Source organism: Microbacterium sp. ANT_H45B (assembly GCF_008369345.1).
Lineage (GTDB): Bacteria > Actinomycetota > Actinomycetes > Actinomycetales > Microbacteriaceae > Microbacterium.
The window spans coordinates 42266-68284 of sequence record NZ_VOBK01000003.1 but is presented as its reverse complement, the minus strand read 5'-3'; the positions used below and the strand labels follow the sequence as shown (position 1 = coordinate 68284).

The window sequence follows — 26019 nt, the reverse complement described above, 5'->3', positions numbered from 1 at the left end:
CTCGCGGCGTGACGCGCGCGATCAGCTCTGCGGGTGCAGGCTGCTCTCGATGTTCGTGATGCGGGCCTGTTCGTCGAAGTGGAAGGTGGCCGATCCGGTCTCGTCGGCGACGGTCGCCCCCGAGAACGCCTCGTCGGCCCACGTGAGGTTCCAGCCGGCGAGGCGCGCGGCATCCCACACCGCGGTGCGGGCATCCATGAGCGCGGTGCCGGAGAGGATGCGGGGGAGCGCGATCGCCGCGACGGACACCGTGAGCGGGGGGATCGGCGCGTCGAGCAGGAACACGGCCGACGTGCCGCCGCCGACCGGGGCGGAGTAGTAGGGCGCGCGGCCGGTGAGTTCGACGGCGACGCCGCCGACGGTGTGCGCGGCCGCGGTGATCCACTCGGAGTCGCCGCTGGCATCGTCGGGGAACGGCAGCTCGCTCTGGCTGAGCTCGGCGATGCCGTGGGCGGTGCCGTAGTCCCTCAACTGGCCGGCGATGCCGTCGGGGTCGCCCTGCGGGTGGGCCCACGCCCAGAGCAGCGAGCGGGGTCCGGGAGCGATGGTGGCGATGAGGTGGGCGCGGGTCGTCAGCCGGCGCGACGGGTCATCGTTCGAGGTGAACGTCAGCGTGCCGGCGGCCATGTCGGCATCCCAGCGGTTCTCGCCCAGGTCCTCGAGCGCGGTGACCAGCGAATCCTGGCGGAGGGCGGTGAACAGTGCGGCACGGTCTGCGAGCGGCTGGAGCGCGGCGAAGGTCATGCCTCCAGTCTCACCCGGATTGCTATGAATACGCCAGAATCAGATGGCGCCGGCCGCTTCGACGCGCCATCTGGAGAGGTCACCGCGACAGGCCGCTGACCGCGACGCTCGTCGACTCTCCGACGGCCCAGACGAACTCGGGAGTCCGACCGTTCACAGCGTGGTCGCCGAGCTGGCGCGCCTTGAAGATCCAGGGGTTGTGGGACGCGACCGTGCGGGCGTTGCGCCAGTGCCGATCCAGCGCGGTCCCCGACCGCACGGCTGAGGCGCCGAGCGTGTCGAACAGTCGGGATGCGGCCCGCGGGACCAGGTCGGTGAGCACGATCTGCGCCTGCGACGAGCGGAGCTCAGCGGCGACCACGGCATCCTCGGTGGCGGGCGTCCCGAGCACGTCCGCCGCGTGCTGAACGGCACGGGCGACATCGAGCACGAGGGCACGAGCCGTCGCGTTCGTCGCCGACAGCTCTCCGACGATCTGCAGCACCTGCGGGTCGTCGGCGACGCGATTCGCGCTCCCGTGACTGTAGGTGCGGGTGCGCGCACGCACCTGAACGACCGTGTCGCGTTCGATCGCGGCGGCGATGCCCGCGAGCACCGAGAGCAGGGTGAGCTGATACACGGCCGTCTGATACGGGTAGCGCGACGTGAACGGCTCGACATCCTCGGCGTCGACGGATGCATCGGTGAACACGGCGGTGCCGGTGCCGGTCAGCGGCTGGCCGAAGCCGTCCCAGTCGTCCGAGATCTCCACTCCGTCCTGGTGCCTCCGGATGAGGGCTGTGACGGTCTCGCCGTCGAGATCGACGGTCGCGTCGATCCACTCGGCGAAGATGCTGCCCGTCGTGTAGAACTTGCGCCCGTCCACCCTCCACGTGCCGTCCGGTCGCCGGCTCACCCGCGTCGCGTTCGTGCCGACCGTCGCCGAACCGTTCTCCGACCACGCGTTGCCGATCAGCTCGTCGTCGGCGATGCGGTCGAGCCACCGTGAGCGCCGCTCGCTCGAGGTGGCAGCCAGGACATGCTCGACATACGCGATGTGGCCCCGGAAGATCTGGGGGAGGTTGGAATCGGCCGCGGCGAGCTCGATGAGCACCTCGGCGAACGACGGCCAGTCGAGGCCGAAGCCGCCGTGCTCGGTCGGCAGCCGCAGCCGGCCGAACCCCGCCTCTCGGAGCGCCGCCACCTCGGCGAAGGGCAGCTCGCGGTGCTTCTCGCGTGCGATCGTTCCCGCCGCGATCTTCGCGAACACCGGGCGCAACCGCTCTCGAGCGGCGGCGAGCCGCTGCGTCTGCTCGCCCATCAGGTGTACAGGGAGATCGGCTGGAGCTCGCCGTTCAGCGTCCAGGCGCCGACCTCGAGCTTCTTGTAGTCGATGGGATCGTGCAGCGAATGCGTGCGGATGTTCCTCCAGAAGAGATCCAGGCCCACGTCGGCACGCGCGGAGCTCGAACCGGTGATCTCGAAGATCCGGTTCGCGACCTCGATGCCGACCTCGGTCGACACCACCTTGACCTTGGCTATCTCGATCGCCAGCTCTCCGCGGCTCTCGGCCGTCACCGCAGCGCCATCATCGACGACCTCGTCGAAGAGGCGTCCGGCCCGGTCGGTCAGGGCCTCCACCGCGGCGATGCGTGAGGCGAACTCGCCGACCACGCGCTGTACGAACGGGTCGTCCCGGTAGGAATCGGCCTGGCTGAGGAACCAGGCGCGGGGGCGCGCACGCACCAGATCCAGTCCCCGCGCGAGAGCCCCTTCGGCGACCCCGAGGTAGATGTTGCCGAAGGCGAGCTGGATGCCGGGCGTGATCAGCGTGGAGAACGGCTCGTCGCCGAGCTCGCCGAGCACATCGGCGGCCGAGACGCGGACATCGTCGAAGCGGACGGACCCGCTCGCCGACAGGCGCTGACCGAGCGCATCCCAATCGCCGAGGTAGCGGATGCCCTCGCGGTCGCGGTCGAGCACGACGAACAGCACCTGGCCGTCGCGCTCGCCACCGCGGACGAGCGCCGCCGCCAGCACCACGTCTCCGGCCGACGCTCCGGTCGAGAAGCGCTTGAGGCCGTTCAGGCGATAGCCGTCGCCCTCGGCGGTCAGCTCGAGGTCGGGATCGGTCGGGTTGACGGAGTCACCCCAGATCCATCGCCCCTCGGTGGTCTTCCGATGCCATCGCTCCTGAACAGCCGGGTCGGCCGCGAAGCCGATGTTGCCCGAGTTGATGTAGTGGTAGGCCAGAACCTGGGCGACCGATGCGTCGGCACGCGACAGGATGCGGATGACCAGGAAGGCCGTCTCCCAGTGCGCGCCGCCTCCACCGAACTCGGCGGGCTGCAGCAGTGTCACCAGACCCGCATCGCGCAGCAGGTCGAGCTCGACCGTCGGATCCAGATTCGCGCGGTCGCGCTGCAGGGCGTCGCGCGCCAGCTCGTCGGCGACGCGCTCCGCGACGGCGCGCCAGCGGGCACGCTCCGCGGCATCCGCCGTCCCTGTCCAGCGGCTGCGCTTCGTGGTCTCTGCGATGACGCTCATCGGGCGCCCTCCTTCTCGGTGAGTTGCTCAGGGGTGGCGGTCTCGGGATCCACCAGCGGTCCGCCGAGCGTGCCGTCGAGGGCCGACGCACCACCGACGTAGGCGCCGCGATAGGCGTGCGCAGGGTGCCACTCGGGCACGACGGGGGAGCCGTCGCCCGAGAGTCGCCCGCGCAGCGTGCCTTCGGGGTAGTCGTCCCAGGTGCGTCCGCGGCGGCGCAGCTCGGGGACGAGATGCTCGACGATGTCCTCGAACGATCCGGGGGTCACCACGTAGGCGATGTTGAAACCGTCGACGCCGCCGACATCGACCCAGCGCTCCAGCTCGTCGGCGACCGTCTGCGGGCCGCCGACGATCACGGGGCCGATGCCGCCGATGCCGACGTAGTGCGCGATGTCCCGGGGCGTCCACTGACGGTCCGGGTCGGCCTTGGTGAACACCGAGAGAGCGGAGCGCCCGGCATCCGTGTCGACGTACTCCAGCGGCACGTCGGGCTCGTACTGCGAGAGATCGAGTCCTGTCCACCCCGCATAGAGGGCCAATGCGCCCTCGACCGAGACGTAGCCGCGGTAGTCCTCGAGCTTCGCCCGGGCCTCGTCGTCGGTCGCCGCGACGACGACCGTGACCAGTGTGAGGATCTTGACCGAGTCGCGCGGGCGACCGAGAGCCTCGGCGCGGTCGCGGATATCATCCGTCACAGGACGCGTCGCCTCCGGGCGCAGACCGTTGATGAAGATCGCCTCGCCGTGCTTGGCGGCGAACTCGCGGCCGCGGGGCGATGCGCCCGCCTGGAACATCACCGGCGTGCGCTGCGGGCTGGGCTCGGCGAGGTGGATGCCGGGGACGCGATAGTGGCGGCCCTCGTGCCCGATCGGGTGCACCCGCGCCGCATCCGCGAAGACGCCGGCCTCACGGTCGCGCAGCACGGCGTCGTCCTCCCACGATCCTTCCCACAGCTTGTAGGTCACGTCGAGGAACTCCTCGGCGATCTCGTAGCGATCGTCGTGGGCGATCAGCGCGTCGAGGCCGAGGTTGCGGGCCGCGGAGTCGAGGTAGCTGGTGACGACGTTCCATCCGACGCGTCCGCGCGTGAAGTGGTCGAGAGTCGAGAATCGGCGGGCGAGCGCGTAGGGCTGCTCATAGGTCGTGGCGACGGTCACACCGAATCCGAGATGCTCGGTCGCGTGCGCCATCGCCGAGATCTGCACGACGGGGTCGCCGAGGGGGACCTGCGTCGCATCGCCGAGCGCTGTGGCCGCCGAGCCGCGGTAGACGTCGTACGTGCCGAGCACGTCGGCGATGAAGATCGCATCGAACTTCCCCCGCTCCAGGGTCTTCGCCAGATCCACCCAGTAGTCGAGGTCGTGATACCGATCGGCCTGGTTGTCGGGGTGCCGCCAGAGGCCGGGGGCCTGGTGCGTCACGCACGTCATGTCGAAGGCGTTCAGGATGATGCGGCGTGACACGGTGCTCCTCAGCTGGTCGGGGACTCCGTGACCATAGCCACTCGGGCCATGCCTCGACCCGGCAGATGACACTTCGGGTCGCTCCACGTCGAAGTGTTACGCCCGCGATGCATCGGTCACCGCCCGACACCTAGCGTGAGCGCCGATCGCCTCTCCGACCCGACGCCTGAGGAGCCCCCATGTCCTTCATCCCGAGCCGCGCCGGACGCCGCCTCCTTCTCGGTGCCGCCGCCCTGACGACCGCGACGTTCGTCATCGCCGGCTGCGCCGCGCAGGCTCCCGAGTCCGTTGGTGGGGGCGCAGACGGTGACTTCTCCGGTCAGACCCTGAACGCACTGCTCATCACCTCGCACGAGAGCGCAGGCAACTGGCTCAAGGAGCACTTCGAGAAGGAGACCGGGGCCGAGGTGAACCTCACGATCGTGCCCTACGACGAGATCGGCTCGACCCTCGCGCTCGACCAGCAGTCGGGAGCGAACACGTTCGACGTGGCGGCCCCCTGGTACGTCTCGATCGGCGACCTCGCCGAGGGCGGCTCCATCCAGGATCTCACCGACTGGATCGCCGACACCCCCTCGCTCGAGGAGGACGACTTCATCCCCTCGATCAACGATCCCTACACGCTGGTCGGCGACCGCCGCTACGGCCTGCCCTTCGACGGCGACACCCACGTGCTCTTCTACAACAAGGAGATCCTCGAGCGGAACGGCATCACCGAACCGCCCGCGACCTGGGACGAGTACCTGGCCGATGTGAAGACCATCACCGAGAACGAGGGCGACGAGGGCGTCTACGGCTCGGCCATCTTCGGCCAGAAGTCTCCGCTGATCCTCGGGGCCGCTTACGCGAACCGCCTGGCGGGCTTCGGCGGCGAGTTCGTCGACGAGGACGGCACGCCCACGATCAACTCCCCGGAGGCCGTGGCCGCCGCGGAGGCGCTGGTGGATGCTGTGCCGTACGCCTTCCCGACAGCCGCCGAGACCGACTTCGGCGTCGGCAACGGCGCCTGGTACGACGGCAAGGTCGGCTTCATCGAGAACTGGACCGACCTCGGCGTGGGGTCGGAGACGAACCCCGACTCGAAGGTCGCGGGCAAGTGGGGCGTGACGACGCTGCCGGTCGGCGGCGACAACACCGAGGCGCGGGCGTCGCTGGTGGCGGGGTTCACCTGGGTCATCGCCGCGAACACCCAGAAGACCGACCTCGCCAAGGCCTTCATCGAGTACGCCGCATCGAGCGAGGTCAACTCCGAGCTGATCGTCGCCGACCCGCAGACCGGGATCGACCCGAACCGCGAGTCGTCGCTCGAGAGCGAGGCCTACGGAGAGACCTACCCCGACCTGCAGCGGGTCAACCGCACGACGCTGAGCGGATCGCTCGCCTGGCCCACGGGGGAGAACGCCTCGCAGGCCGCGCAGATCCTCACCGACGAGCTGGCCAAGCTCATCGCCGGTGACGGCGGCTCCGCGCAGGAGACCCTCGACCGCGTCCAGGCCGAGTGGGAAGAGATCCTTGGCTGACGCTTCCGCGATCCGCGTGCGCACCGCCCGCGCGTCCGGCCGAGTGCCGCGACGGGCGGGCGGTCCGGCGCGGTCCCGCACCGCACGACTGCTGACCGCGCCGACGATCCTGTCGATCGTCGTGCTCGGCGCGTATCCGCTCGTCTTCATCGTCGCCGCGGCCTTCACCGATTCGACACTCGGGCGACCGTTCCAGGAGTGGGTGGGCACCGCGAACCTCGAGACGGTCCTCGCGGATGCCGACGTCGTCGCGTCGTTCGCGCGGACCGTCGCCTATGCCGTCGTGGTTGCCGTCGTCAGCGTGGTGCTGGGCGTCGCGATCGCCGTCGCGCTGGAGCGCGCGACCCGCGCAGGCGCCGTCGTGCGCACACTGCTGCTGCTCCCGCTGATCACCCCGCCGGTCGTCGTCGGCACGCTGTGGAAGCTCGTGTTCAACCCCGGGGGCGGGCTGCTCGCGACCGTGCTTCCGGGTCTCTCGTTCGCGCCGCTGTCGACCACGGCATGGGCGCTCCCCGCGATCGGTCTCGCCGATGTCTGGCAATGGACACCATTGATCGTGATCCTCGTGTACGCCGCGCTCCTCACGCAGGACGCCTCGGTGCGGGAGGCCGCGTCCCTCGACGGCGCCCATGGAATCGGGCTGTTCCGCCACATCACCTGGCCGGCGATCGCGGGAACGGTGGTCGCCGCGCTCTTCATCCGGCTCGTCATCGCGTTGAAGGTCTTCGACCTCGTCTTCGTGATGACATCGGGCGGCCCCGGCCAGGCCTCGACCGTGACCACGTACCTCATCCAGCAGGTCGCTCTCAAGGAGTTCGACATCGGCCGGGCGTCCGCGATCACCCTCGTGTTCGCGGTCATCGTCACGGCGGTGACCCTGGTGGTGGCGGTCTTCGCACGAAAGGTACGACATGACTGAGCGGCGCACCCGGCTCAGGCCCGTCGCGAGCAGCGTGCTCTTCGCGGCGCTCGCCGTCACCCTCGTCCCGCTCGCGTATCTGTTCTCGGTGTCACTGATGGGGCGTGACGAGACCGTGTCGGGAATCCTGTGGAGCGCTGCGCCGCACTGGGAGAACTGGGGCGACGTGCTGGTCACCGACATCCCTCGGTCGATCCTGAACTCCCTGGTGGCCGCGATCGGCGGGGCCGTGATCTCGCTGGTCATCGCCGTCCCCGGCGCCTGGGCGATCGTCCGGCACAGGGCGGGCGGACGCACGTTGGCAGCGACCCTGATGAGCCCCTGGCTTCTTCCGCCGATCGTCGCCGTGGTCCCACTGCTCACCCTTCTGCGCGCGATCGGCCTCAACAACACGCTCGTCGGGCTCACACTCGTGTACGCCCTCGTCAACGTCCCGGTGGCGGTCTGGCTGCTGGAGGGATTCATCCGACGCCTGCCCGGCGAGATCGAGGAGGCGGCGCGCATCGACGGTGCGGGAACGCTGCGGATGCTCTGGTCGGTCGTCGTGCCGCTGCTGCTGCCGAGTCTCGTCGCGATCGGGATCATCGTCGCGATCCTCAACTACAACGAGTTCCTCCTCGCCACCTTCCTCACGCAGAGCGTGGACGCGCAGACGTTCCCCGTCGCCCTGTCGCTGTTCTACGGCGACCGCACGCCGCACTTCGGCAAGATCGCCGCCGCGTCGTTCATCGGCGTGATCCCTGTCTTCGCGGCCGCGGTCTTCTTCCAGCGCTGGCTCGTGGGCGGATTGACGGCAGGCGCCGTGCGCTGAAAGCCGTCGGCCTTCCGCACGGCGGGGCGCGGGTCAGTAGCTGGCGCGGGTCGCGTCGTCGGACGCCGGGATGAAGCGCGCGGCCAGAGATTCGGAGGCGCGAGCCAGCAGCGCCACATCGGCACCGACGGCTACGAAGTCCGCACCCGCGGCGATGTAGGCGTCGGCGGCGGCCGGGTCGAAGGCGTTCACGCCGACCGGGGTGCCCGTGCCCGCCACCGCGGCGAAGACGCGATGCACCGCGGCCACGACGTCGGGATGCGTCTGCTGTCCGAGCAGGCCCATCGACGCCGAGAGGTCGGAGGGGCCGACGAACACCGCATCCACTCCTTCGACGCCGGCGATCTCCGCCGCCGCGGCGACACCCGCCGCCGTCTCGATCTGCACCGTCAGGGAGGTGTGCGTCGCCGAGTCGCGCAGGTAGTCGTCGACGCGGTTCCAGCGGGCGCTCCGAGCCAGGGCGCTGCCCACCCCGCGCACACCCTGCGGCGGATACCGAGTCGCGGCGACGGCGGCCCTGGCCTCCTCGACCGACGACACCATCGGCACGATGATGTTCTGCGCGCCGAGATCGAGCACCTGCTTGATGGCGACCGTGTCGTTCGACGGCACCCGCACCACGGGCGCGATCGGATACGCCGCGACCACCTGCAGCTGCACGAGCGTGGATTCGAGGGAGTTGGCGGAGTGCTCCATGTCGATGAGCAGCCAGTCGAGTCCGGATCCGGCCGCGACCTCGGTCACGAGCGGGCTGCCGGAGCACGCCCACATGCCGATCAGGGAGCGGTCGGCGGCGGCGAGCCGCTCGCGGAAGGACGGGCTCAGATGAAGCGGCATTCGATCGTTCCCATCGGTCCGTAGTCGCACAGCACCTGATCGCCGCGCGACACCCACATCGGGCGTGTGAACGATCCTGCCAGGATGATCTCCCCGGCCTCCAGTCGCGCGCCGTGCTGGTGGAACTTGTTCGCGAGCCAGGCGACCCCGGTGGCGGGGTGTCCGAGCACGCCGGCGGCCACTCCGGTCTCCTCGATCTCGCCGTTGCGGGAGAGCACGCCGGGCACCCAGCGCAGGTCGATCTCGTCGGGACGCCGGCGCTCGCTGCCGAGCACCATCGCGCCGTACGCGGCGTTGTCGCTGATGGTGTCGACGATGGTGCGCCCCTCGAGCTCGATGTGCGAGTTGAGCACCTCGAGCGCGGGCACCGCGTAGTCGATCGCCGCGAGCGCATCGTCGAGCGTGCAGTCCGGGCCCTCGAGAGGGCGCGCGAGCACGAACGCGAGCTCGACCTCGATGCGCACGTTCGAGAAGTGCGCGGTCGGGATCTCGGCGCCCGACTCGTAGACGGTGTCGTCGAACATCACCCCGTAGTCCGGCTCGGTGATGCCCGTCGCCTGCTGCATCGCCTTGGACGTGAGCCCGATCTTCCGGCCGACGAGGCGGCGTCCCGCGGCGATCTGCGCGTCTCTCCAGACCCCCTGGATCGCGTAGGAGTCCTCGACGGTCGCATCGGGGTGGCGCGCGGTGATCCGCGGGATGACCGAGTGCGTGCGGTCTGCCTCGGCCAGTTCCGCGGCGATGGTCTCGATCGTGTCTGCTGACAGCATCCGTTCCTCCTCAGGTCGGTGTGGGCCCCGTCGCTGCGCTCCGGTCCCTGAGCGAGCGGAGCGAGACGAAGGGCGCTCGGGAACCGCGAAGCGAAAAGCGCTCTAGAGCTGGTTCCCGAGCTTCTTCTCGCCCTCTTCGGGGCGTGTGTACGAGAAGCCGTCGGCACCGATCGTGACGGCCATCTCCGAGCTGTCGGTGCGGGCGACGACCGGCTGCGGCGCGCCGTCGAGGTCGAGCACGAGCGAGCCGTCGGTGTACCAGGAGGGCACGACGGGATTGCCCCACCAGTCGCGCCGCTGATTGTCGTGCACGTCCCAGGTGATGACGGGGTTGTCGGGATCGCCCGTGTAGTAGTCCTGCGTGTAGACCTCGACACGGTGGCCGTCGGGATCGCGCAGGTACAGGTAGAACGCGTTGCTCACGCCGTGTCGACCCGGTCCGCGCTCGATCGCGTCGGAGCGGCGGAGCGCGCCCAGCTTGTCGCAGATGGCCAGGATGTTGTGCTTCTCGTGGGTGGCGAAGCACACGTGGTGCATGCGGGGGCCGTCGCCGCCGGTCATCGCCGTGTCGTGCACGGTGGGCTTGCGCCGCATCCACGCGGCGTACACGGTGCCCTCCTCGTCCTGGATGTCCTCCGTGACGCGGAAGCCGAGGTCCTGCATGAACTTGACGGCCCGTGGCACGTCCGGAGTGATCTGGTTGAAGTGGTCGAGACGCACCAGCTCGCCGGGGATGTGCAGATCGTAGCGCCACGACATCCGCTCGACGTGGTCGGACTGGTGGAAGAACTCGATCGGGAAGCCGAGCGGGTCGACCACGCGCACCGAGTCGCCGACGCCCTTGACGAACCCGTTCGGCTCGCGACGCACGTCGCAGCCGAGCTCGGTGTAGAACGCGACGGCGAGATCGAGGTCCGAGGCCGAGCGCACCCGGTAGGAGAACGCGGCGACGGCGGCGACCGGGCCCTTGCGCAGCACGAGGTTGTGGTGGATGAACTCCTCGGTGGAACGCAGGTAGATCGCCTCGTCGTCCTCCTCGGTGACGTAGAGCCCGAGCACGTCGACGTAGAACACCCGCGATGCCGCGAGGTCGGTCACGACGAGCTCCATGTAGGCGCAGCGAAGCACATCGGGCGGAGTGCTCTCGGGCGTCGCGATCGGATCGTCCGTGCGGATCGGCGCCTCCTGGCTCACGTAGTAGCCGGCGGAGGTCAGGGTCATGTTCTCGCGGTCGGTCATGTCAGCGTCCTTGCCGAGTCTCTCTGGGTCAGTTCTTGCCGAAGGTCGGGTTGTGCGCACCGCCGAGCGTGATGTGCACGCTCTGCTGGTCGGTGTAGAAATCGATCGAGCGGTAGCCGCCCTCGTGTCCGAGGCCCGACGCCTTGACGCCGCCGAACGGGGTGCGCAGGTCGCGCACGTTGTTGCTGTTCAGCCACACCATCCCCGCCTCGACCGACTGCGCGAAGGTGTGGGCGCGCGTCAGGTCGTTCGTCCAGATGTAGGCGGCGAGCCCGTACTTCGTGTCGTTCGCGAGCGACAGCGCCTCCTCGTCGGAGTCGAACGGGGTGATCGCGACGACCGGGCCGAAGATCTCCTCCTGGAAGATGCGCGCATCGGGTGCGACGTCGGCGAACACGGTCGGCGCGACGAAGTTGCCCGTATCGAACCCCTCCGGGCGTCCACCGCCGGCGACCAGGCGCCCCTCGCTCTTGCCGATCTCGACGTAGCTCATCACCTTGTCGTAGTGCTCGGGGTGCACGAGGGCGCCGACCTCGGTCGCCGGGTCGTGCGGATAGCCGACCTTCACGCGCTTCGCCTGGGCGGCGTACCGCTCGACGAACTCCTCATAGATCGAGCGCTCGACGAGGATGCGCGAACCGGCCGTGCAGCGCTCGCCGTTGAGGGAGAACACGCCGAAGATGGTCGCGTCGACGGCGGCCTCGAGGTCGGCGTCGGCGAAGACCACGGCCGGCGACTTGCCGCCGAGCTCCATCGAGAGCCCCTTGAGGAACGGTGCGGCGTTGCCGAAGATCAGCTGCCCGGTCGAGCTCTCGCCCGTGAACGAGATCAGCGGCACGTCCGGGTGCTTCACGAGGGCGTCTCCGGCGTCCTCGCCCAGTCCGTTCACGAGGTTGAACACGCCCTGCGGCAATCCTGCCTCCTCGAAGATGCCCGCCCACAGCGAGGCCGACAGCGGCGTGAACTCGGCGGGCTTCAGCACCACGGTGTTGCCGGTGGCGAGGGCGGGACCGAGCTTCCACGACTCCAGCATGAAGGGCGTGTTCCACGGCGTGATGAGGCCTGCGACGCCGATCGGCTTGCGGTTGACGTAGTTCATCTGGCGACCGGGGACCTTGAAGGCGTCGTCCGACTGCGCGACGATGAGGTCGGCGAAGAAGCGGAAGTTCTCGGCGGCGCGGCGGGCCTGGCCCAGAGCCTGCGTGATCGGCAGGCCGGAGTCGTAGGACTCGAGCTCGGCGAGACGGGCGTCGCGGGACTCCACGATGTCGGCGATCCGGTGCAGTACGCGCGAGCGCTCGCGGGGGAGCAGGCGAGGCCAGGGCCCCTCGTCGAAGGCGCGCTTCGCGGCGGCGACGGCGCGCTCGATGTCGGCCTTCTTGCCCGCGGCGGCCGTCGTGTACGTCTTGTTCGTCACTGGGTCGAGCACATCGAACGTGTCGCCGTCGACGGAGTCGACGAACTCGCCGTCGATGTAGTGCTGGATGTGGTCGGGAAGATCGGCGGGGATGCGCGAATCGGTCATGAGTCTTCTCCAGTCGTGCGGGATGAGCGGGTGTGCAGGGCGTCGAGGAAGGCGTCTCTCGTGCGCAGACGATGGTTGCGGGCGGCGAGCTCGATCTCGAGCGGGTCGGCGCCCGCACGGATCAGCTCGAGGATCTGGGTGTGCTCCTCGACCGAGTGCCGCGCGCGGCCGGGCACGTAGGCGAACGTGGAGTCGCGGATGCCGGAGAGTCGGGCCCATCCGCGATGCACCAGGTCGAGCAGGTGCGGGTTCGGGCACGGCTCGAACAGCACCGAGTGGAACCGGCGGTTCAGCTCGGTGAACGCGTGCGCGTCGAGGTGGTCGAGCATCTGGATCATCCGCTCGTTGACCTCGGCGGCCGCGTCGAGCGCCGCCCGGTCCAGCAGAGGAGCCGACAGCGCCGTGGCCGCGCCTTCGACGAGCCCGAGCGTCTCCATGGTGTGCGCGTACTCGCTCTCGTCGACGAGCGTCACACGCGCGCCGACGTTGCGCTCGAACGTCACGAGCCCCTCCGCCTCGAGGCGGCGGATGGCCTCGCGCACCGGGACGACGCTCATGCCCAGCTCCTCGGCGAGCGAGCCGAGCACGAGCCGATAGCCGGGACCGAACACGTGCCCGGAGATGCGCGAGCGGATCCAGGAGTACGCCTGCTCGGACTTGCTCGCCCCGCTGACGATCGTCATCGGCGCGGGTCGGAGTCGGCGGAGGAGGCGGAGGCCGAGCCGGTCGCCGCCTCGTACTTCTCACGCCAGGCGGCGTTGAGGGGGAACAGTCCGTCGACCGGATGACCTGCGGCGACCTGCTCGGCGATCCACGCGTCCTCGACCTCCTGGGCGAGGGCGGCGTCGGCGATCTCGTCGGCGAGGCCGGGCGGGATCACGATCACGCCGTCGCCGTCTCCCACGATGATGTCGCCCGGCTGCACGGTCGCGCCGCCGCAGGAGACCGTCACGTCGACGTCCCACGGCACGTGCCGGCGGCCGAGGACCGAGGGGTGCGCGCCCTGCGAGAACACGGGCAGTCCGATCTCGGCCACGGCGTCGAAGTCGCGCACACCGCCGTCGGTCACCACTCCCGCCGCCCCGCGGGACCGCGCCCGCAGCGCGAGGATGTCGCCGAGAGTTCCGGTGGTCGCATCGCCGCGAGCCTCGATGACGATGACCTCGCCCTCGTCGACGGCGTCGAAGGCGCGCTTCTGCGCGTTGTACCCGCCACCGTGGCTGGCGAACAGGTCTTCACGGAAGGGAACGAAGCGCAGCGTCTTCGCCGTGCCGACGATCTTGCTGCCGGGGATGTTCGCACCGACGCCGTCGATGAAGCAGGAGTGGTGGCCGCGCTTGCGCAGCTGGGCGGAGAGCCCGGCCGTCGGCGCCTCGAGCAGTTTCGCGCGCAGCCCGGGGGAGAGCCCTTCGTCATGCGGGCTGCTCGTGGCGGGAAGCCCCGCGGCCTCGGCGGAGCCCCAGGCCTCGGTGCGCTGCAGATCGTCGACGGCCGGCAGGGAGCCGATCCCGCCGTCGAAGGGCGTCTCGCCCTGCGTCACGGTGGTCACGAGGCGGCCGGATGAGGGCGAGCCCACGGCATCCGGAGCATCCACCTCGATCTCGACGACGTCTCCGGGGACGATCACCGACGAGCCGGCGGGCGTGCCGGTGAGGATCACGTCGCCGGGCTCCAGCGTGAAGTGCTGGGAGAGATCGGCGACGAGCTGAGCGAGCGGGAAGATCAGGCCGGCGGTGGTGTCGTCCTGGCGCAGCTCTCCGTTGACCCAGGCGCGCACGCGGAGGGCGCCGGGGTCGACCGTGCGCGCGTCGATGAGCTCCGGCCCCAGGGGCGTGTAGCCGTCGCCGCCCTTGGAGCGGACGTTCGAGCCCTTGTCGTTCGCGCGCAGGTCGTACAGTCCGAGATCGTTCGATGCGGTGACCCAGCCCACGTGCGCCCACGCCTCGTCGAGGGAGACCCGACGCGCCGGCGTTCCGATCACGAGCGCGATCTCGCCCTCGAAGGCGAGCAGCTCGGTGTCGGCGGGGCGCTCGACCGTTCCGCCGGAGACGCCGACGGAGCTGGCGGGCTTGAAGAAGTAGGAGGGGGCTGCGGGCCGGCGGCCCCGCTGATCGGCCCGAGAGGCGTAGCTCAGGTGGATCGCGATGATCTTGCCGGGGCGGGTGATGGATGCCGTCACGGGGCGCCTCCTCGCGCTGTGGATCGACGCCTTGTGCGTCGTATTCGAAATCATATATTATCTCCTCATCCCTCGGCAAGCACTCGATCCCCTCGACGGCGAGCCGTGACAACGCGGTCACAGAAAAAGGAGACACCCCCATGAGCGGGCAGTCACAGGATGGGTTCACCCCCACCGGAACCATCGCGACCACGGCCGATCGGCGCCGTGTCGTGTTCGCCACCGTCGTCGGGACCACGGTCGAGTGGTACGACTTCTTCATCTATGCCACGGCGGTGGGCCTGGTGTTCGGACAGCTGTTCTTCGAGCCGCTCGGCGCGAACAGTGCGCTGGTCGCCTTCGCGACAGTCGGCGTCAGCTTCCTCTTCCGCCCGCTGGGGGCATTCCTCGCCGGACACTACGGCGACAAGCTCGGGCGCAAGACCGTGCTCATGTGGACGCTGATCCTGATGGGCGCCGCCACGGCGCTCATCGGCATACTGCCCACCTCCGAGACGATCGGCATCACGGCGCCGATCCTGCTGGTGCTGCTGCGCATCATCCAGGGGATCTCGGCCGGCGGCGAATGGGGCGGAGCGGTGCTGATGGCCGTCGAGCACGCCCCGAAGGCCAAGCGCGGGATCTTCGGCGCCTCGCCCCAGATCGGCGTGCCGCTCGGGCTGCTGCTCGCCTCGGGCGTCATGGCACTCATGACCGCGATCGCGCCGGGCGACCAGTTCCTGCAGTGGGGATGGCGTGTGCCGTTCCTGCTCAGCGTCGTGCTGATCCTCGTGGGCTACTACGTGCGCCGCAAGGTCGAGGAGAGCCCGGTCTTCATGGAGCTCGCCGAGCGCAAGGAGAAGGCGAGCATGCCGATCGTGCAGCTGTTCCGCAAGCACCTGCTGCTCGTGATCATCGCCGCCTTCGTGTTCGCCGGCAACAACGCCGTCGGCTACATGACCACCGGCGGGTACATCCAGGGCTACGCCACGAACCCCGAGGGGCCGATCGGGCTGGAGCGCGGACCGGTGCTGTGGGCCGTCGCCGGGTCCGCGGTGACCTGGCTCCTGACCACACTGCTCGCGGGCTGGCTCTCCGACCGCATCGGACGGCGGACCACGTACATCCTCGGCTGGGTGATGCAGCTCGTCGGCGTGTTCACCCTGTTCCCGCTCGTGAACACGGGCGAGGTCGGCCTGCTCTTCGCCGGGCTCGCGATCCTCACGATCGGTCTCGGCTTCACCTACGGACCGCAGGCGGCGCTCTACGCGGAGCTCTTCCCCGCCAGCATCCGCTTCTCCGGCGTCTCGATCTCGTACGCGATCGGCGCGATCGCCGGAGGGGCGTTCGCGCCGACCATCGCGACGGCGATCGTGCAGGCCACCGGCTCGACCCAGGCCGTCACCTGGTACCTCGCAGGAATGACGGGACTCGGGCTCGTGGCCACGCTGCTGCTGCGCGACCGGTCGGGGATCCCGCTCGGACCCGACCACGAGGAGGAGCAGTCGGTGAGCCCCGTGCGGGGTCTCGCCAGGGCCTGACAGCGGTCTCGCACCGTGCCGTGAGTGCACGCCCGCCGTCGCGGGTGTGCACTCACGCGTGCGGCGCTCAGCCCTCGAGGGCGCTGCGGATCGCGGATGCCGAGCGCGCGAGCCTCGCCGCGATCTCGGCGTCGTCGTGATCGGTCGCGACATGCACCACCGCGATCGCGGCGGGGCGCTGTCCGCGCAGCGCGAGCGGCACCGCGACCGCCTGCACGGTGGGGATGACCTCGTCGTGGCTCGTCGCGTAGCCGCGCTCCCTGGCGTCGTCGACCTCGGCGCGCAGCGCTCCGCCCGCAGCATCCGGCCAGTCTGCGGCGGGGAGCTGCGCGAGGATGGCCTTGCCCGGTGCGCCCACGATGACCGCATGCCGTGCTCCCGGTCTCTGGGCGACGCTCGCGATCGCATGTCGAGGTTCGACGCTGGCCAGGGTGATGCAGTCGTCGCCGTCGAGCACCGCGAGGAAGCAGGTCATGCCCAGCTCGTTCGCGATCGCGGTGAGCTCGGGCAGGGCCTCGGCCTGGAGGTCGTGCGCGACCCCGGCCGCGAGCGCAGCCATCCGGGGGCCGAGGGTGACGGAGCCAGAGCCGTCGCGCCCGACGAGTCGGTGGTCCTCCAGCGTGCGCAGCAGCCGGTAGGCGATCGAGCGGTGCACTCCCAGCGCGACGGCGATCTCGTCGATCGTGAGCGGCGCTCTGGCGTCGGCGAGCACCTCGAGGATGCGGATGCCGCGGCTGAGGGTCTGCGAGGCGGGGGTGCCGTCGGGCATGCGTGCGCTCCCTCGTATGGTTGTGCGTTCCTTGCGCTTCGGGGCGGGCGTCCCTAAGCTGTGTTCAATAGTAGAACTATGTATTCGAATATAGAACACGGCGCACGAGAGTGCAACACCCGACAGTGACGTCCGGAAGGAATCGACGACGATGCAGTTCCACCACCACGGCTATGTCTCCGGAGACCCGAGGGTGAAGGATGCCGCGGGCACCGGCGACGCCCGCCCGGCCGATCTCCCCGACGAGATCGATGTGCTCATCGTCGGCTCGGGACCCGCCGGGATGCTGCTCGCCGCGCAGATGTCGCAGTACCCCGACGTGACCACCCGCATCATCGAGAAGCGCGACGGACGGCTCGTGCTGGGGCAGGCCGACGGCATCCAGCCGCGCAGCGTCGAGACGTTCCAGGCGTTCGGCTTCGCCGAGCGCATCATCGCCGAGGCGTACAACATCGGCTGGATGAACTTCTGGGGCCCCGACCCCGAGAACCCCGGCGAGATCGTCCGCACGTCGCGCACGGCCGACTACGCCTACGACATCTGCGAATTCCCGCATCTGATCGTGAATCAGGCACGCGTGCTCGACTACTTCGCCGAGGCCGCAGCGCACGGGCCGGGACGCATCGCTCCCGACTACGGCGTCGAGTTCGCGGGGCTGACGATCCACGACGAGGGCGCGTATCCGGTCGAGGTCGCCGTGCGATACGTCACGGGCGAGCGCGCGGGCGAGGAGCGCACTCTGCGCGCGAAGTACGTGGTGGGGTGCGACGGTGCGCGCAGCGGCGTGCGTCAGGCGATCGGCCGCACGCACGTGGGCGCCAGCGCGGCGCACGCGTGGGGGGTCATGGATGTGCTCGTGAACACCGACTTCCCCGACTGGCGCACCAAATGCGCCATCAACTCCGAGGCGGGGAACATCCTGCACATCCCGCGCGAGGGCGGCTACCTCAGCCGGATGTACATCGATCTCGGGGAGGTCGCCGACGATGACGACCACCGCGTGCGGCAGACGCCGGTCGAGGAGATCATCCGCCGGGCGAACGCGATCCTCAGCCCGTACACGCTGGATGTGAAGGAGGTCGCCTGGCACAGCGTCTACGAGGTCGGCCACCGCGTGACCGACGGTTTCGACGACGTCGCCGACGGCTCGGACCGGACGCCTCGTGTCTTCCTCACCGGCGATGCCTGCCACACCCACAGCGCCAAGGCCGGGCAGGGGATGAACGTCTCGATGCAGGACGGCTTCAACCTCGGCTGGAAGCTCGGGTCGGTCCTCTCGGGACGCGCCCCCGAGGCGCTGCTGTCGACGTACGGGGCCGAGCGTCGACCGGTCGCGCAGCAGCTGATCGACTTCGACCGCGAGTGGTCGACGCTGATGGCCCGCAAGCCCTCGGAGATCACCGACCCCGGCGATCTGGCGACCTACTACCTCGCCACGGCGGAGTTCCCCTCGGGTTTCATGACGCAGTACACCTCGTCGATGATCACCGGCACAGACGCGCACCAGGCGCTCGCGGCGGGCTTCCCGCTCGGCAAGCGCTTCAAGTCCGCCGAGGTCGTGCGCGTGGGCGACGGGAACGTCGTGCACCTCGGGCATCACGCCAGGGCCGACGGGCGGTGGCGCGTGTACGCGTTCGGCGGACGGGAGGCGTCGACGCTCGCGGCGTGGGCCGCGGAGGCGGCCCCGGTGTTCGCGCGCTTCACTCCCGAGGGTGCCGACGAGGATGCGGTGTTCGACGTCAAGGCAATCTACCAGCAGCCATACGAACAGGTCGAGGTCACGTCCGCCCCCGCGCTCTTCCAGCCTCAGACCGGCCCGCTCGGGCTCACCGACTGGGAGAAGGTCTACGCGGCAGGACCCTCGAAGTGGACGGAGACCGACATCTTCGCGGCGCGTGAGCTGTCGCGGGACGGCGTGGTCGTGGTGGTGCGGCCGGACCAGTACGTCGCGGCGATCCTGCCGCTCGACGGGGTCGACGAGCTGGCCGCCTTCTTCGACGGGGCGCTGGTGACGGTCCGGTGAGGACATCCGGCATGACACGTGTCATGCCGAGGAGATGACACCGCCCTCCGGCCGGATCCTCGTCGCCCGACGAGGCTGGAGACATGAACAACTCCTCCGTGCAGAGCTCGGCGACGCGGGTCACCGCGCGACCGGCCTCCGCTGCCCTGACCGATGAGGCTTCCCTGACCGATGATCCTGTCGTGCTCGAACTGCGGGCCGTCGAGCGGCACTTCGGCACCGGCGACCGTCGCGTGCAGGCCGTCGACCGGGTGGACCTCTCCGTCCGGCGCGGCGAGGTCGTCGCCCTGCTGGGGCCGAACGGCGCAGGCAAGACGACGACGCTCGACATGCTGCTCGGACTCACCGAGCCCAGCAGCGGCACCGTGCGAGTCCTCGGTGTCACACCCGAGCGGGCGACGTCGACGGGCGCGATCGGCGCGGTGCTGCAGACCGGCGGGCTGCTCGGAGACCTGACCGTCGGGGAGACGGTGCGCCTCATCGCGTCGCTGTACGGTACCGATGCTCTCGGTCGAGTGGATGACGTCATGGCGCGAGCCGACCTCGTCCGCCTCGCACGCCGTCGGGTGTCGAAGTGCTCCGGCGGTGAGCAGCAGCGGGTGAAGTTCGCGCTCGCGATGGTGTCGGACCCCGACATCCTCGTGCTCGACGAGCCGACCGCGGGAATGGACGTCACCGCCCGCCGGCACTTCTGGGACGCGATGCGCGCTGATGCTGACGCGGGGCGGACCATCATCTTCGCCACCCACTACCTGGAGGAGGCGGAGCAGTTCGCCCGCCGGACCGTCGTGATGCATCGCGGCACGGTCGTCGCGGACGCGCCGACGGCGCTCCTGCGCGCCAGCCTGGGCGAGCGCACCGTCTCGGCGACGGTGGACGCGGCATCCGAGGATCTCGTCGCGATGCTCCGCGCGACCGACGGCGTCATCGATCTGAGGATCGACGGCGATCGGCTCAGCCTGCGGGCCACCGATTCGGATGCCGCCGCCCGGATGCTGCTCGATGCCGGCGCTCACGATCTCGAGATCGCCGCGCCCACGCTCGAAACCGCCTTCACCGCTCTGACGGAGGACTGACATGCACGTCTCACCCACCATGCTGCGCATCGAAGGCGTCCGCCAGTTGCGCAACCCCTACACGCTCGCGTTCACGCTGGCCATGCCGGTCGCGATGTACCTGCTGTTCGGCGCCGGCATGGGCTACGGCACGCAGTCGGCCGGCAATGGGAACGTCTCCTTCTACGTGATGACCTCGATGGCGGCATACGGCACAGCCGTCGCGATGAGTTCGCTGACCTCGCTCGCGGCCACCGAGGCGAAGCAGGGGTGGGGGCGTCAGCTCGCGATGACACCGCTGACCACGCTCGGCTACGCGCTGACCAAACTGCTCACCTCCGTCGCCTTCGCGGCTCTGGCGCTGGTGGCGGTGTGCACGGCGGGCGCGATGACCGGAGCCCGCGTCGACGACGTCTGGCGCTGGGGTGCGACGGCGGCGATCGTCCTCGGGCTCGGCCTGATGTACGGGATGTACGGGCTCGGCGTCGGGCTGTTCTTCAGCTCGGATTCGGCGGCGGCGCTCGCCTCGATCACCATGACGTTCTTCGCGTTCTTCGGCAACGTGTTCATGCCGCTCGACGGGGTCATGCTCGACATCGCACGATTCACGCCGCTCTACGGCTTCGTGGCGCTCGCCCGATGGCCCCTCACCGACGGGCAGCTCACGACCGGGCAGACCGATCAGCTGTGGATGCTGTTCCTCAACGTCGCCGTCTGGCTCGCGCTCTTCGCGCTGCTGGTGATGCTGGGCATGAAGCGCTCGCGCGCACGGCAGTAGCCGCTGGCGACGACAGTAGGTTGGACGGATGACACGACGATCGACGCGAGAGACCTCGGACGGATCCGGGGTCTCCCGCGACGCGGCCCTCGACGCGGCGGGATTCGCCGCCGCGGGTGTGCCGCCGGCGGCGTGGGCGGCACCCGGTGCCCGGCGGGCGCACGCCACCGGCAAGGATCCGTGGGCGCGGTTCGGCTGGCTGATGGCCGTGATCTGGCTCGTCTTCCTCGTGTATCCGGTGATCGCGCTGGTGCGATCCGAGGCGCAGCTCCCGTGGGTCGTGGTCGGGTGGGTCGCGCTCGTGGCTTTCGTCGTGCTGTACGTCACGGGCTTCCTGCACGGGATGCGCGGCGGCGGAGGGCTGGGCCGCACGCCCTCGAGGCGGCAGTGGCTCACCTTCGTCGCCCTCATCGTGTGCGTCCTGGTCTCGGTGCCGGCGGAGGGCGGATCCGCGCTCAGCTTCCTGCCGTTCATCATGTCCTTCGCCTCGTACGGACTGACGCGGGTCTGGCACTGGATCACCACCGTCGCGGCGGTCGCGCTCACGGCCGTCTGCGTGTTCCTGCTGCCGGGGGGAATGACGTACCTGTCGGTGCTGGCGATCGTCGCGCTGCTCGGTGTGGTGAACACCGTGTCCTCGTGGCTCATCCTGCGTTCCGCCGAGGCGGAGCGGCTCGGTCTGGAGCTGGCGACCAGCGAGGGTCGCGAGGCGCTCGCTCGCGATGTGCACGACCTGATCGGACATTCGCTGACGGTGGTCGGCCTCAAGGCGCAGCTGGTCCGTCGACTCATGGATTCCGACCCTGAGCGTGCGAAGGCCGAGCTCGCCGACATCGAGCGGCTCACGGCGGAGGCGATCGCCGGGGTGCGGTCGACCGTGTCGGGTGCCAGGACGACGACGCTCGTCGAGCAGCTGGCCTCCTCGCGCGACTCGTTCCGTGCGGCGGACATCGAGCTGCAGGTCGAGGGGGAGCCCGACGCGCTGTCGCCGGTGCAGGCGCTCACCGCGAGCTGGATCCTGCGGGAGGCCACGACCAACACCCTCCGGCACTCGCGTGCGCGCACGGTGCGAGTGCAGCTGTCGCCGGGTCGGATGGTGCTCGAAGACGACGGAGTGGGCATCGGCGCGAGGGCGGGTGGCGGCGCGGACGAGGGAAACGGCGTGCGCGGTATGCGCGACCGGGCGGCAGCGGCCGGTGCGGCCCTCGCGGTCGGTGCCGCCGATGCCGCGGGCGGCACGGGGACCCGCGTGGAGCTGACGTGGTGAGCGCCCCGGATGCCGTCGGGGGGATCCGTCTCCTGATCGCCGACGACCAGGCGCTCGTGCGGGGTGCGCTCGGGGCTCTCCTCGACCTCGAGTCCGACCTCACCGTCGTCGGGATGGCGTCCGATGGGGCCGAAGCGGTGCAGCGTGCGGGGGAGCTGCGGCCGGACGTGTGTCTGATGGACATCCAGATGCCGGGCATGGACGGCATCGAGGCGACGCGTCGGATCCGTGAGACGAGTCCGGCGACGCGGGTGCTCGTCGTGACGACATTCGCGCGCCCCGGGTACCTGCGCGCAGCACTGGACGCGGGCGCGAGCGGGTTCATCGTCAAGGACACCCCTGCCGAGCAGCTCGCCGAGGCCGTCCGCCGGGTGCGATCGGGACTTCGGGTGCTGGATCCCGTGCTCGCCGCCGACAGCCTGTTCGACGGTGCGAATCCGTTGAGCGACCGGGAACGGCAGGTTCTGCGGCTCGCGGCGGACGGGCGCTCGGCCGCGGCGATCGCCGCCGAGGTGTTCCTCTCGGCGGGAACCGTGCGCAATCATCTCTCCTCGGCGATCGGGAAGACCGGCGCGGCGAATCGGGCGCAGGCGGTGCGGATCGCCCTCGACAAGGGGTGGATCTGAGGGGCGTCGCCGCACGTCCGTCTGCAGGCGTGACTCGGCCTGGCGGGATGTCGGTGGTGCGGCGTACCGTGAACGCGGATGGGTCGACGGTGCCCACCAGGAGGAGTGCGCGATGGACTGGAAGATCGAACTCATCTTCGTGCCGGTGACGGATGTCGACAGGGCGAAGGACTTCTACGTGAAGATCGGCTTCACCGCCGACCACGACCAGACGCCTGTCGAGGGTCTGCGCTTCGTGCAGATGACGCCGCCGGGCTCCGCGTGCTCGATCGCATTCGGCACGGGTCTCGGGATCGCACTCGAGCCGGGCCAGCAGAACACGATCCAGGTCGTGGTGCCGGATGCCGACGAGGCGCTCGCGCATCTGCGCGGTGTCGGCGTCGAGGCGAGCGGTGTCGACGACCTGGACTGGGGCCGGTTCGTGACGTTCGACGACCCCGACGGCAACACCTGGACGCTGCAGGAGCTGCCGGACTACAGCGGCTGACGTCGCGGGACGTGCACAGGGTCGGCTCGCGTCAGGCTCCGCACTCCATCGACTGGTCGGTGAGGATCCACTCGGTGCCACGGCGTTCCATCACCACGGTGCCGCAGTCGCCGGAGGCGAGGTAGGTCACGAAGAGCGTGGCGTCGGTGGCGGTCTCGGCCTGCACGGCGATGTCGACCTCGGCGCTCTGTCCGAGGGATCGGTAGAGGTCGGCGGTGGCGGTGATCATCTGTTCGCAGCTCGAGATCCCTGTCATCCCGTGGGACTCGAGCTCGGCGATCATGCGGGTCACGAGGTCGGGGGTGAGGCGCGCACAGGCGGTGTCGACGTCGGGAAGGCGGGACGCATCCAGCCACTCGCGGAATCCGTCGGACGCGCTCTGCGATTCGGACGCCGGTGGCTCGGCGGCCTGCGTGGCGACCGGCTCCGAGGCGGAGGGCGAAGTCGCCGTGGCGGTCGCGGCGACCTCCGCAGGATCGGCGCCCGCCGTGCACGAGGTCAACGTCATGGTCACGGTCATCAGGAAGATCGCGGCTGCCGCCGCCGTCTTCCTCGTGCTGTTCCGCCCGGTCATCCGTCGATTCTGGCAGATCGACGACCTCGGTGTCCCGCCCCGCGCCCCGCCTGCGGCCCCGCAGCGGAGTCAGCTCGCGTCGAGGTCGAGCAGGAACTCCGTCGCGCCGTCGGGGAACAGCGGTCGCCTGCCGTCGCGCACCTCCGCGATCGGCACCCATCGCACCGGACTGCCCTCATCGAGCACGTGCAGCTCGGCGTCGAGGGGGACCGCGTCGAGCTCGATCGAGCGCACCGCGTAGATATGGGCGATCTCGTGACCCGGGACACCCTCGTACGTGAAGATGTTGTCGCGCACGCCGAGCAGCTCCACGGCCTGCAGGGCGACGTCGAGTTCCTCACGGAACTCACGATGCAGCGCCTCCTCGGCCCGCTCGCCGAATTCGATCCCGCCGCCGATCGCTCGCAGGAAGTCGAGTCCGCGGGACCGATCCGTGCCGGACAACGCAAGGACATGACCCTGCTTCACGGGCAGGCCGACGGCGATGTTGCGGATGGCGGGCATCCCGGAAGACTAGCGCAGCAGGAGGCCCGGACCGCCGGCGATCACGAGTTCACGCGGATGATCTCCTGCTGGTACGGCGCGATCACGTCGCCGGAGATCCGCAGATCCAGAAGCAGGAATCGTCGCGTGGCGGCATCCTCCTGCGCCCAGGCGCCGAGCCGGTCGAGATCCGCGAGGGTCTTCACGACGACGCCCTCCGCCCCGACGGCGGCGCCGAACGCCGCGAAGTCGACCTCGGGGATCCGCATCGGCCCCTCCGCGAGCCCCTTCAGGCCGTAGAGGTTGACCTCGGCGCCGTATGCCGCGTCATTCCAGATCACGGCGATGCCGCGTCCGGCGGCCGCGCGGACCGCGGATTCGAGGTCGGCGATGGCCATCAGCCCGCCTCCGTCGCCCGAGGTCAGCACGATCGTCGACTCCCTGCGGGCGAGCGCGGCGCCGACCATGCTCGGCCATCCCTGACCGATCGACTGGAAGGCGGTGCCGACCATCATCATCCGGTCGGGGGCCTCCACGGGCCAGTACATGTTCGCCCAGCCGATGAAGTGTCCGCCGTCCGAGACGACGACGCGATCGCGGGGCAGGAGCTCGGCGATGCGTCGTGCGGCCGATCGAGGGTCGAGTCGTCCGTCGGCGGCGAGGTCGTCGCCCTTCTCATAGGTCCGTGCGGCGGCGACGTCGACGGACTCGCGCCACGGCAGCCCGGGCGCAGCGGTGGAGGACGCGGAGCCGACCCTGGCGACGAGCGCCTCGGCGGCGACGCGGGCGTCCGCGCGCACGAAGCCGCCGATGTGCGCATGCGTCGCGGCCGGCGCGATGTCGATCTGGAAGACACGGGTGCCCGGGGCGAAGAGTTCGCCGAATCGCATCGTGAACTGGTTCAGGGCGGCGCCGAAGACCACGGCGACGTCGGCGGTGCGGATCAGCTCCATCGCCCCGTCCGCCCCGAATCCGCCCGTCACGCCGAGATCGAACCGCCCGTCGGGGAACACGCCGCGGCCGAGAGCGGATGACGCGGTGAGTGCACCGGTGAGGGCGGCGAGCTCGCCGAGGGCGTCGCCCGCGCCGGCCAGCCAGGCGCCGCGTCCGGCGAGCAGGAACGGACGCTCCGCCTGCGACAGCGCGGCGGCGATCTCGTCGAGCATCCCCTCGGCGAACTCGCCCTTCGGGGCGAGCGGCGTCAGCAGACGCGGCGCGGGAACCTCGGGCACGCTGCCGGCATCGAGCGTGGCCACGTCGTAGGGGATCGCCAGCACGACCGGCAGGCGATAGGTGAGAGCATGCTCGATCGCGATGACCGTGGTGGCCGCGGCATCCGCATGACCGACGGTATAGGTGCGGGCGCCGACGGCCGAGGCGAGCGCGATCTGATCGACGTCCCAGGGGCGCGGTCCCGAGGTCGGCTCGTCTCCGACGACGAGCACGAGCGGCACGCGGGCCTGCACGGCCTCCGCGAGTGCGGTCAGGGTGTTCGTGAACCCGGCGCCGTACGTCGACGTGCCTGCGGCGATGCGACCGGACGCGCGGAAGTGGGCGTCGGCGGCGACGACAGCACCCTGCTCGTGTCGTACCGCGGTGAAGACGGCGTCCGTCTGCGTCTCGATCGCGTCGAGGAAGTAGGCGTTGCCGTTGCCCATGACGCCGAAGACGGCGTCGATGTGCTGGGCGAGGGTGAGGGCGACGTGCGCGGAGACACTGGGCATGGGTGGGCCTTTCGAGACAGGGACGGAGGTCGTGCGCATTCCGTATGTGTCTCGCCTCCGCATCATCGCGGAGTGCTTCGTGCCTCTTTTTCAGGCACCGGCGGCACAGAGCGCCGGACGGATAGATCCTACCGCGCGGCCCGCCGCCGGTCGTCGCGGCGCCGTCTCCTGCGCGTA

The 26019-nt window shown here is 70.0% G+C and carries 24 protein-coding genes; 10 read left to right on the top strand and 14 right to left on the bottom strand.

Going from position 1 to position 26019, the window contains the following annotated elements; all coding sequences use genetic code 11:
- Positions 1 to 21: 21 nt before the first annotated feature.
- From FQ142_RS12600 to FQ142_RS12585, 4 genes are all read right to left on the bottom strand, one after another.
- Positions 22 to 744 (bottom strand): DUF6882 domain-containing protein, encoded by a 723-nt coding sequence (locus tag FQ142_RS12600; RefSeq protein WP_149423589.1) that lies wholly within the window; start codon positions 742 to 744, stop codon positions 22 to 24.
- A 79-nt stretch (positions 745 to 823) separates the two neighbouring features.
- A complete protein-coding gene (locus tag FQ142_RS12595; protein ID WP_149423588.1) occupies positions 824 to 2044 on the bottom strand; it encodes an acyl-CoA dehydrogenase family protein in 1221 nt (406 codons plus the stop codon).
- Positions 2044 to 3270 carry an acyl-CoA dehydrogenase family protein gene (locus FQ142_RS12590; RefSeq protein ID WP_149423587.1) on the bottom strand — a complete coding sequence of 409 codons (1227 nt, stop codon included), beginning with the start codon at positions 3268 to 3270 and terminating at the stop codon, positions 2044 to 2046. The genes FQ142_RS12595 and FQ142_RS12590 overlap by 1 nt, the downstream gene beginning before the upstream one ends.
- Positions 3267 to 4736: an LLM class flavin-dependent oxidoreductase gene (locus FQ142_RS12585; RefSeq protein WP_149423586.1), complete on the bottom strand. Its 1470-nt coding sequence runs from the start codon at positions 4734 to 4736 to the stop codon at positions 3267 to 3269. Before FQ142_RS12585 ends, FQ142_RS12590 begins: the two co-directional genes overlap by 4 nt.
- Before the next feature lie 179 nt (positions 4737 to 4915).
- Here FQ142_RS12585 and FQ142_RS12580 point away from each other — a divergent pair, with 179 nt between their 5' ends.
- The 3 genes from FQ142_RS12580 to FQ142_RS12570 are packed head-to-tail and all read left to right on the top strand — an operon-like array spanning position 4916 to position 7986.
- Entirely contained in the window at positions 4916 to 6256 is a 1341-nt protein-coding gene (locus FQ142_RS12580) for an ABC transporter substrate-binding protein (RefSeq protein WP_149423585.1), read from the top strand.
- Complete coding sequence (locus FQ142_RS12575) at positions 6249 to 7175, top strand: carbohydrate ABC transporter permease (protein ID WP_262492144.1); 927 nt, start codon at positions 6249 to 6251, stop codon at positions 7173 to 7175. The genes FQ142_RS12580 and FQ142_RS12575 overlap by 8 nt, the downstream gene beginning before the upstream one ends.
- On the top strand, positions 7168 to 7986 hold the full coding sequence (locus FQ142_RS12570) for a carbohydrate ABC transporter permease (RefSeq protein ID WP_149423584.1): 819 nt from the start codon (positions 7168 to 7170) through the stop codon (positions 7984 to 7986). The genes FQ142_RS12575 and FQ142_RS12570 overlap by 8 nt, the downstream gene beginning before the upstream one ends.
- Positions 7987 to 8019: 33 nt before the next feature.
- Here the strand turns inward: FQ142_RS12570 and FQ142_RS12565 are convergent, their stop codons facing one another.
- The 6 genes from FQ142_RS12565 to FQ142_RS12540 form a co-directional block, all read right to left on the bottom strand.
- Complete coding sequence (locus FQ142_RS12565) at positions 8020 to 8823, bottom strand: HpcH/HpaI aldolase family protein (RefSeq protein WP_149423583.1); 804 nt, start codon at positions 8821 to 8823, stop codon at positions 8020 to 8022.
- Positions 8808 to 9593 (bottom strand): 2-keto-4-pentenoate hydratase, encoded by a 786-nt coding sequence (locus FQ142_RS12560; protein WP_149423582.1) that lies wholly within the window; start codon positions 9591 to 9593, stop codon positions 8808 to 8810. Before FQ142_RS12560 ends, FQ142_RS12565 begins: the two co-directional genes overlap by 16 nt.
- A 102-nt stretch (positions 9594 to 9695) precedes the next feature.
- Positions 9696 to 10832, bottom strand: coding sequence for a 3,4-dihydroxyphenylacetate 2,3-dioxygenase (hpaD, locus tag FQ142_RS12555; RefSeq protein ID WP_149423581.1), 1137 nt, complete (start codon positions 10830 to 10832; stop codon positions 9696 to 9698).
- A 28-nt stretch (positions 10833 to 10860) separates the two neighbouring features.
- Positions 10861 to 12357, bottom strand: a complete 1497-nt coding sequence (hpaE, locus tag FQ142_RS12550) for a 5-carboxymethyl-2-hydroxymuconate semialdehyde dehydrogenase (protein ID WP_149423580.1) — start codon at positions 12355 to 12357, stop codon at positions 10861 to 10863.
- The gene (locus FQ142_RS12545) at positions 12354 to 13040 is read right to left on the bottom strand and encodes a GntR family transcriptional regulator (protein WP_149423579.1); all 687 of its coding nucleotides are present in this window, start codon (positions 13038 to 13040) and stop codon (positions 12354 to 12356) included. Before FQ142_RS12545 ends, hpaE begins: the two co-directional genes overlap by 4 nt.
- Positions 13037 to 14536 carry a fumarylacetoacetate hydrolase family protein gene (locus tag FQ142_RS12540; RefSeq protein ID WP_149423578.1) on the bottom strand — a complete coding sequence of 500 codons (1500 nt, stop codon included), beginning with the start codon at positions 14534 to 14536 and terminating at the stop codon, positions 13037 to 13039. The genes FQ142_RS12545 and FQ142_RS12540 overlap by 4 nt, the downstream gene beginning before the upstream one ends.
- Positions 14537 to 14676: 140 nt before the next feature.
- Here FQ142_RS12540 and FQ142_RS12535 point away from each other — a divergent pair, with 140 nt between their 5' ends.
- Positions 14677 to 16056, top strand: coding sequence for an MFS transporter (locus FQ142_RS12535; RefSeq protein WP_149423577.1), 1380 nt, complete (start codon positions 14677 to 14679; stop codon positions 16054 to 16056).
- A gap of 67 nt (positions 16057 to 16123) precedes the next feature.
- Here the strand turns inward: FQ142_RS12535 and FQ142_RS12530 are convergent, their stop codons facing one another.
- A complete protein-coding gene (locus FQ142_RS12530; protein ID WP_149423576.1) occupies positions 16124 to 16825 on the bottom strand; it encodes an IclR family transcriptional regulator in 702 nt (233 codons plus the stop codon).
- A gap of 151 nt (positions 16826 to 16976) precedes the next feature.
- On the opposite strand from FQ142_RS12530, the gene FQ142_RS12525 reads away from it, so the two are divergent.
- The 6 genes from FQ142_RS12525 to FQ142_RS12500 all read left to right on the top strand — a co-directional run bounded on the left by FQ142_RS12525 (position 16977) and on the right by FQ142_RS12500 (position 23061).
- Entirely contained in the window at positions 16977 to 18848 is a 1872-nt protein-coding gene (locus FQ142_RS12525) for an FAD-dependent monooxygenase (protein ID WP_149423575.1), read from the top strand.
- Positions 18849 to 18931: 83 nt separating this feature from the next.
- Positions 18932 to 19924 (top strand): ABC transporter ATP-binding protein, encoded by a 993-nt coding sequence (locus tag FQ142_RS12520; protein WP_149423574.1) that lies wholly within the window; start codon positions 18932 to 18934, stop codon positions 19922 to 19924.
- Position 19925: 1 nt separating this feature from the next.
- Positions 19926 to 20681 (top strand): ABC transporter permease, encoded by a 756-nt coding sequence (locus FQ142_RS12515; protein ID WP_149423573.1) that lies wholly within the window; start codon positions 19926 to 19928, stop codon positions 20679 to 20681.
- 28 nt (positions 20682 to 20709) lie between these two features.
- Complete coding sequence (locus tag FQ142_RS12510; protein ID WP_149423572.1) at positions 20710 to 21948, top strand: histidine kinase; 1239 nt, start codon at positions 20710 to 20712, stop codon at positions 21946 to 21948.
- A complete protein-coding gene (locus FQ142_RS12505; protein WP_188042398.1) occupies positions 21942 to 22574 on the top strand; it encodes a response regulator transcription factor in 633 nt (210 codons plus the stop codon). The genes FQ142_RS12510 and FQ142_RS12505 overlap by 7 nt, the downstream gene beginning before the upstream one ends.
- A gap of 112 nt (positions 22575 to 22686) precedes the next feature.
- A complete protein-coding gene (locus FQ142_RS12500) occupies positions 22687 to 23061 on the top strand; it encodes a VOC family protein (RefSeq protein WP_056411984.1) in 375 nt (124 codons plus the stop codon).
- A gap of 31 nt (positions 23062 to 23092) precedes the next feature.
- Here the strand turns inward: FQ142_RS12500 and FQ142_RS12495 are convergent, their stop codons facing one another.
- From FQ142_RS12495 to FQ142_RS12485, 3 genes are all read right to left on the bottom strand, one after another.
- Complete coding sequence (locus tag FQ142_RS12495) at positions 23093 to 23635, bottom strand: hypothetical protein (RefSeq protein ID WP_056411982.1); 543 nt, start codon at positions 23633 to 23635, stop codon at positions 23093 to 23095.
- 69 nt (positions 23636 to 23704) lie between these two features.
- Positions 23705 to 24139, bottom strand: a complete 435-nt coding sequence (locus tag FQ142_RS12490) for an NUDIX hydrolase (RefSeq protein ID WP_149423571.1) — start codon at positions 24137 to 24139, stop codon at positions 23705 to 23707.
- A gap of 41 nt (positions 24140 to 24180) precedes the next feature.
- Positions 24181 to 25842 (bottom strand): thiamine pyrophosphate-binding protein, encoded by a 1662-nt coding sequence (locus FQ142_RS12485; protein ID WP_149423570.1) that lies wholly within the window; start codon positions 25840 to 25842, stop codon positions 24181 to 24183.
- Positions 25843 to 26019 lie beyond the last annotated feature (177 nt).

What these genes read in the sequence shown, in the direction of transcription:
- FQ142_RS12535 (WP_149423577.1), top strand. Translation starts at nt 14,677, where the DNA reads ATGAGCGGGCAGTCACAGGATGGGTTCACCCCCACCGGAACCATCGCG.
- FQ142_RS12525 (WP_149423575.1), top strand. Translation starts at nt 16,977, where the DNA reads ATGCAGTTCCACCACCACGGCTATGTCTCCGGAGACCCGAGGGTGAAG.
- FQ142_RS12520 (WP_149423574.1), top strand. Translation starts at nt 18,932, where the DNA reads ATGAACAACTCCTCCGTGCAGAGCTCGGCGACGCGGGTCACCGCGCGA.
- FQ142_RS12595 (WP_149423588.1), bottom strand. Translation starts at nt 2,044, where the DNA reads ATGGGCGAGCAGACGCAGCGGCTCGCCGCCGCTCGAGAGCGGTTGCGC.
- hpaE (WP_149423580.1), bottom strand. Translation starts at nt 12,357, where the DNA reads ATGACCGATTCGCGCATCCCCGCCGATCTTCCCGACCACATCCAGCAC.
- FQ142_RS12545 (WP_149423579.1), bottom strand. Translation starts at nt 13,040, where the DNA reads ATGACGATCGTCAGCGGGGCGAGCAAGTCCGAGCAGGCGTACTCCTGG.
- FQ142_RS12560 (WP_149423582.1), bottom strand. Translation starts at nt 9,593, where the DNA reads ATGCTGTCAGCAGACACGATCGAGACCATCGCCGCGGAACTGGCCGAG.
- hpaD (WP_149423581.1), bottom strand. Translation starts at nt 10,832, where the DNA reads ATGACCGACCGCGAGAACATGACCCTGACCTCCGCCGGCTACTACGTG.
- FQ142_RS12515 (WP_149423573.1), top strand. Translation starts at nt 19,926, where the DNA reads ATGCACGTCTCACCCACCATGCTGCGCATCGAAGGCGTCCGCCAGTTG.
- FQ142_RS12510 (WP_149423572.1), top strand. Translation starts at nt 20,710, where the DNA reads ATGACACGACGATCGACGCGAGAGACCTCGGACGGATCCGGGGTCTCC.
- FQ142_RS12500 (WP_056411984.1), top strand. Translation starts at nt 22,687, where the DNA reads ATGGACTGGAAGATCGAACTCATCTTCGTGCCGGTGACGGATGTCGAC.
- FQ142_RS12580 (WP_149423585.1), top strand. Translation starts at nt 4,916, where the DNA reads ATGTCCTTCATCCCGAGCCGCGCCGGACGCCGCCTCCTTCTCGGTGCC.
- FQ142_RS12490 (WP_149423571.1), bottom strand. Translation starts at nt 24,139, where the DNA reads ATGCCCGCCATCCGCAACATCGCCGTCGGCCTGCCCGTGAAGCAGGGT.
- FQ142_RS12530 (WP_149423576.1), bottom strand. Translation starts at nt 16,825, where the DNA reads ATGCCCGACGGCACCCCCGCCTCGCAGACCCTCAGCCGCGGCATCCGC.
- FQ142_RS12485 (WP_149423570.1), bottom strand. Translation starts at nt 25,842, where the DNA reads ATGCCCAGTGTCTCCGCGCACGTCGCCCTCACCCTCGCCCAGCACATC.
- FQ142_RS12590 (WP_149423587.1), bottom strand. Translation starts at nt 3,270, where the DNA reads ATGAGCGTCATCGCAGAGACCACGAAGCGCAGCCGCTGGACAGGGACG.
- FQ142_RS12565 (WP_149423583.1), bottom strand. Translation starts at nt 8,823, where the DNA reads ATGCCGCTTCATCTGAGCCCGTCCTTCCGCGAGCGGCTCGCCGCCGCC.
- FQ142_RS12570 (WP_149423584.1), top strand. Translation starts at nt 7,168, where the DNA reads ATGACTGAGCGGCGCACCCGGCTCAGGCCCGTCGCGAGCAGCGTGCTC.
- FQ142_RS12600 (WP_149423589.1), bottom strand. Translation starts at nt 744, where the DNA reads ATGACCTTCGCCGCGCTCCAGCCGCTCGCAGACCGTGCCGCACTGTTC.
- FQ142_RS12495 (WP_056411982.1), bottom strand. Translation starts at nt 23,635, where the DNA reads ATGACCGGGCGGAACAGCACGAGGAAGACGGCGGCGGCAGCCGCGATC.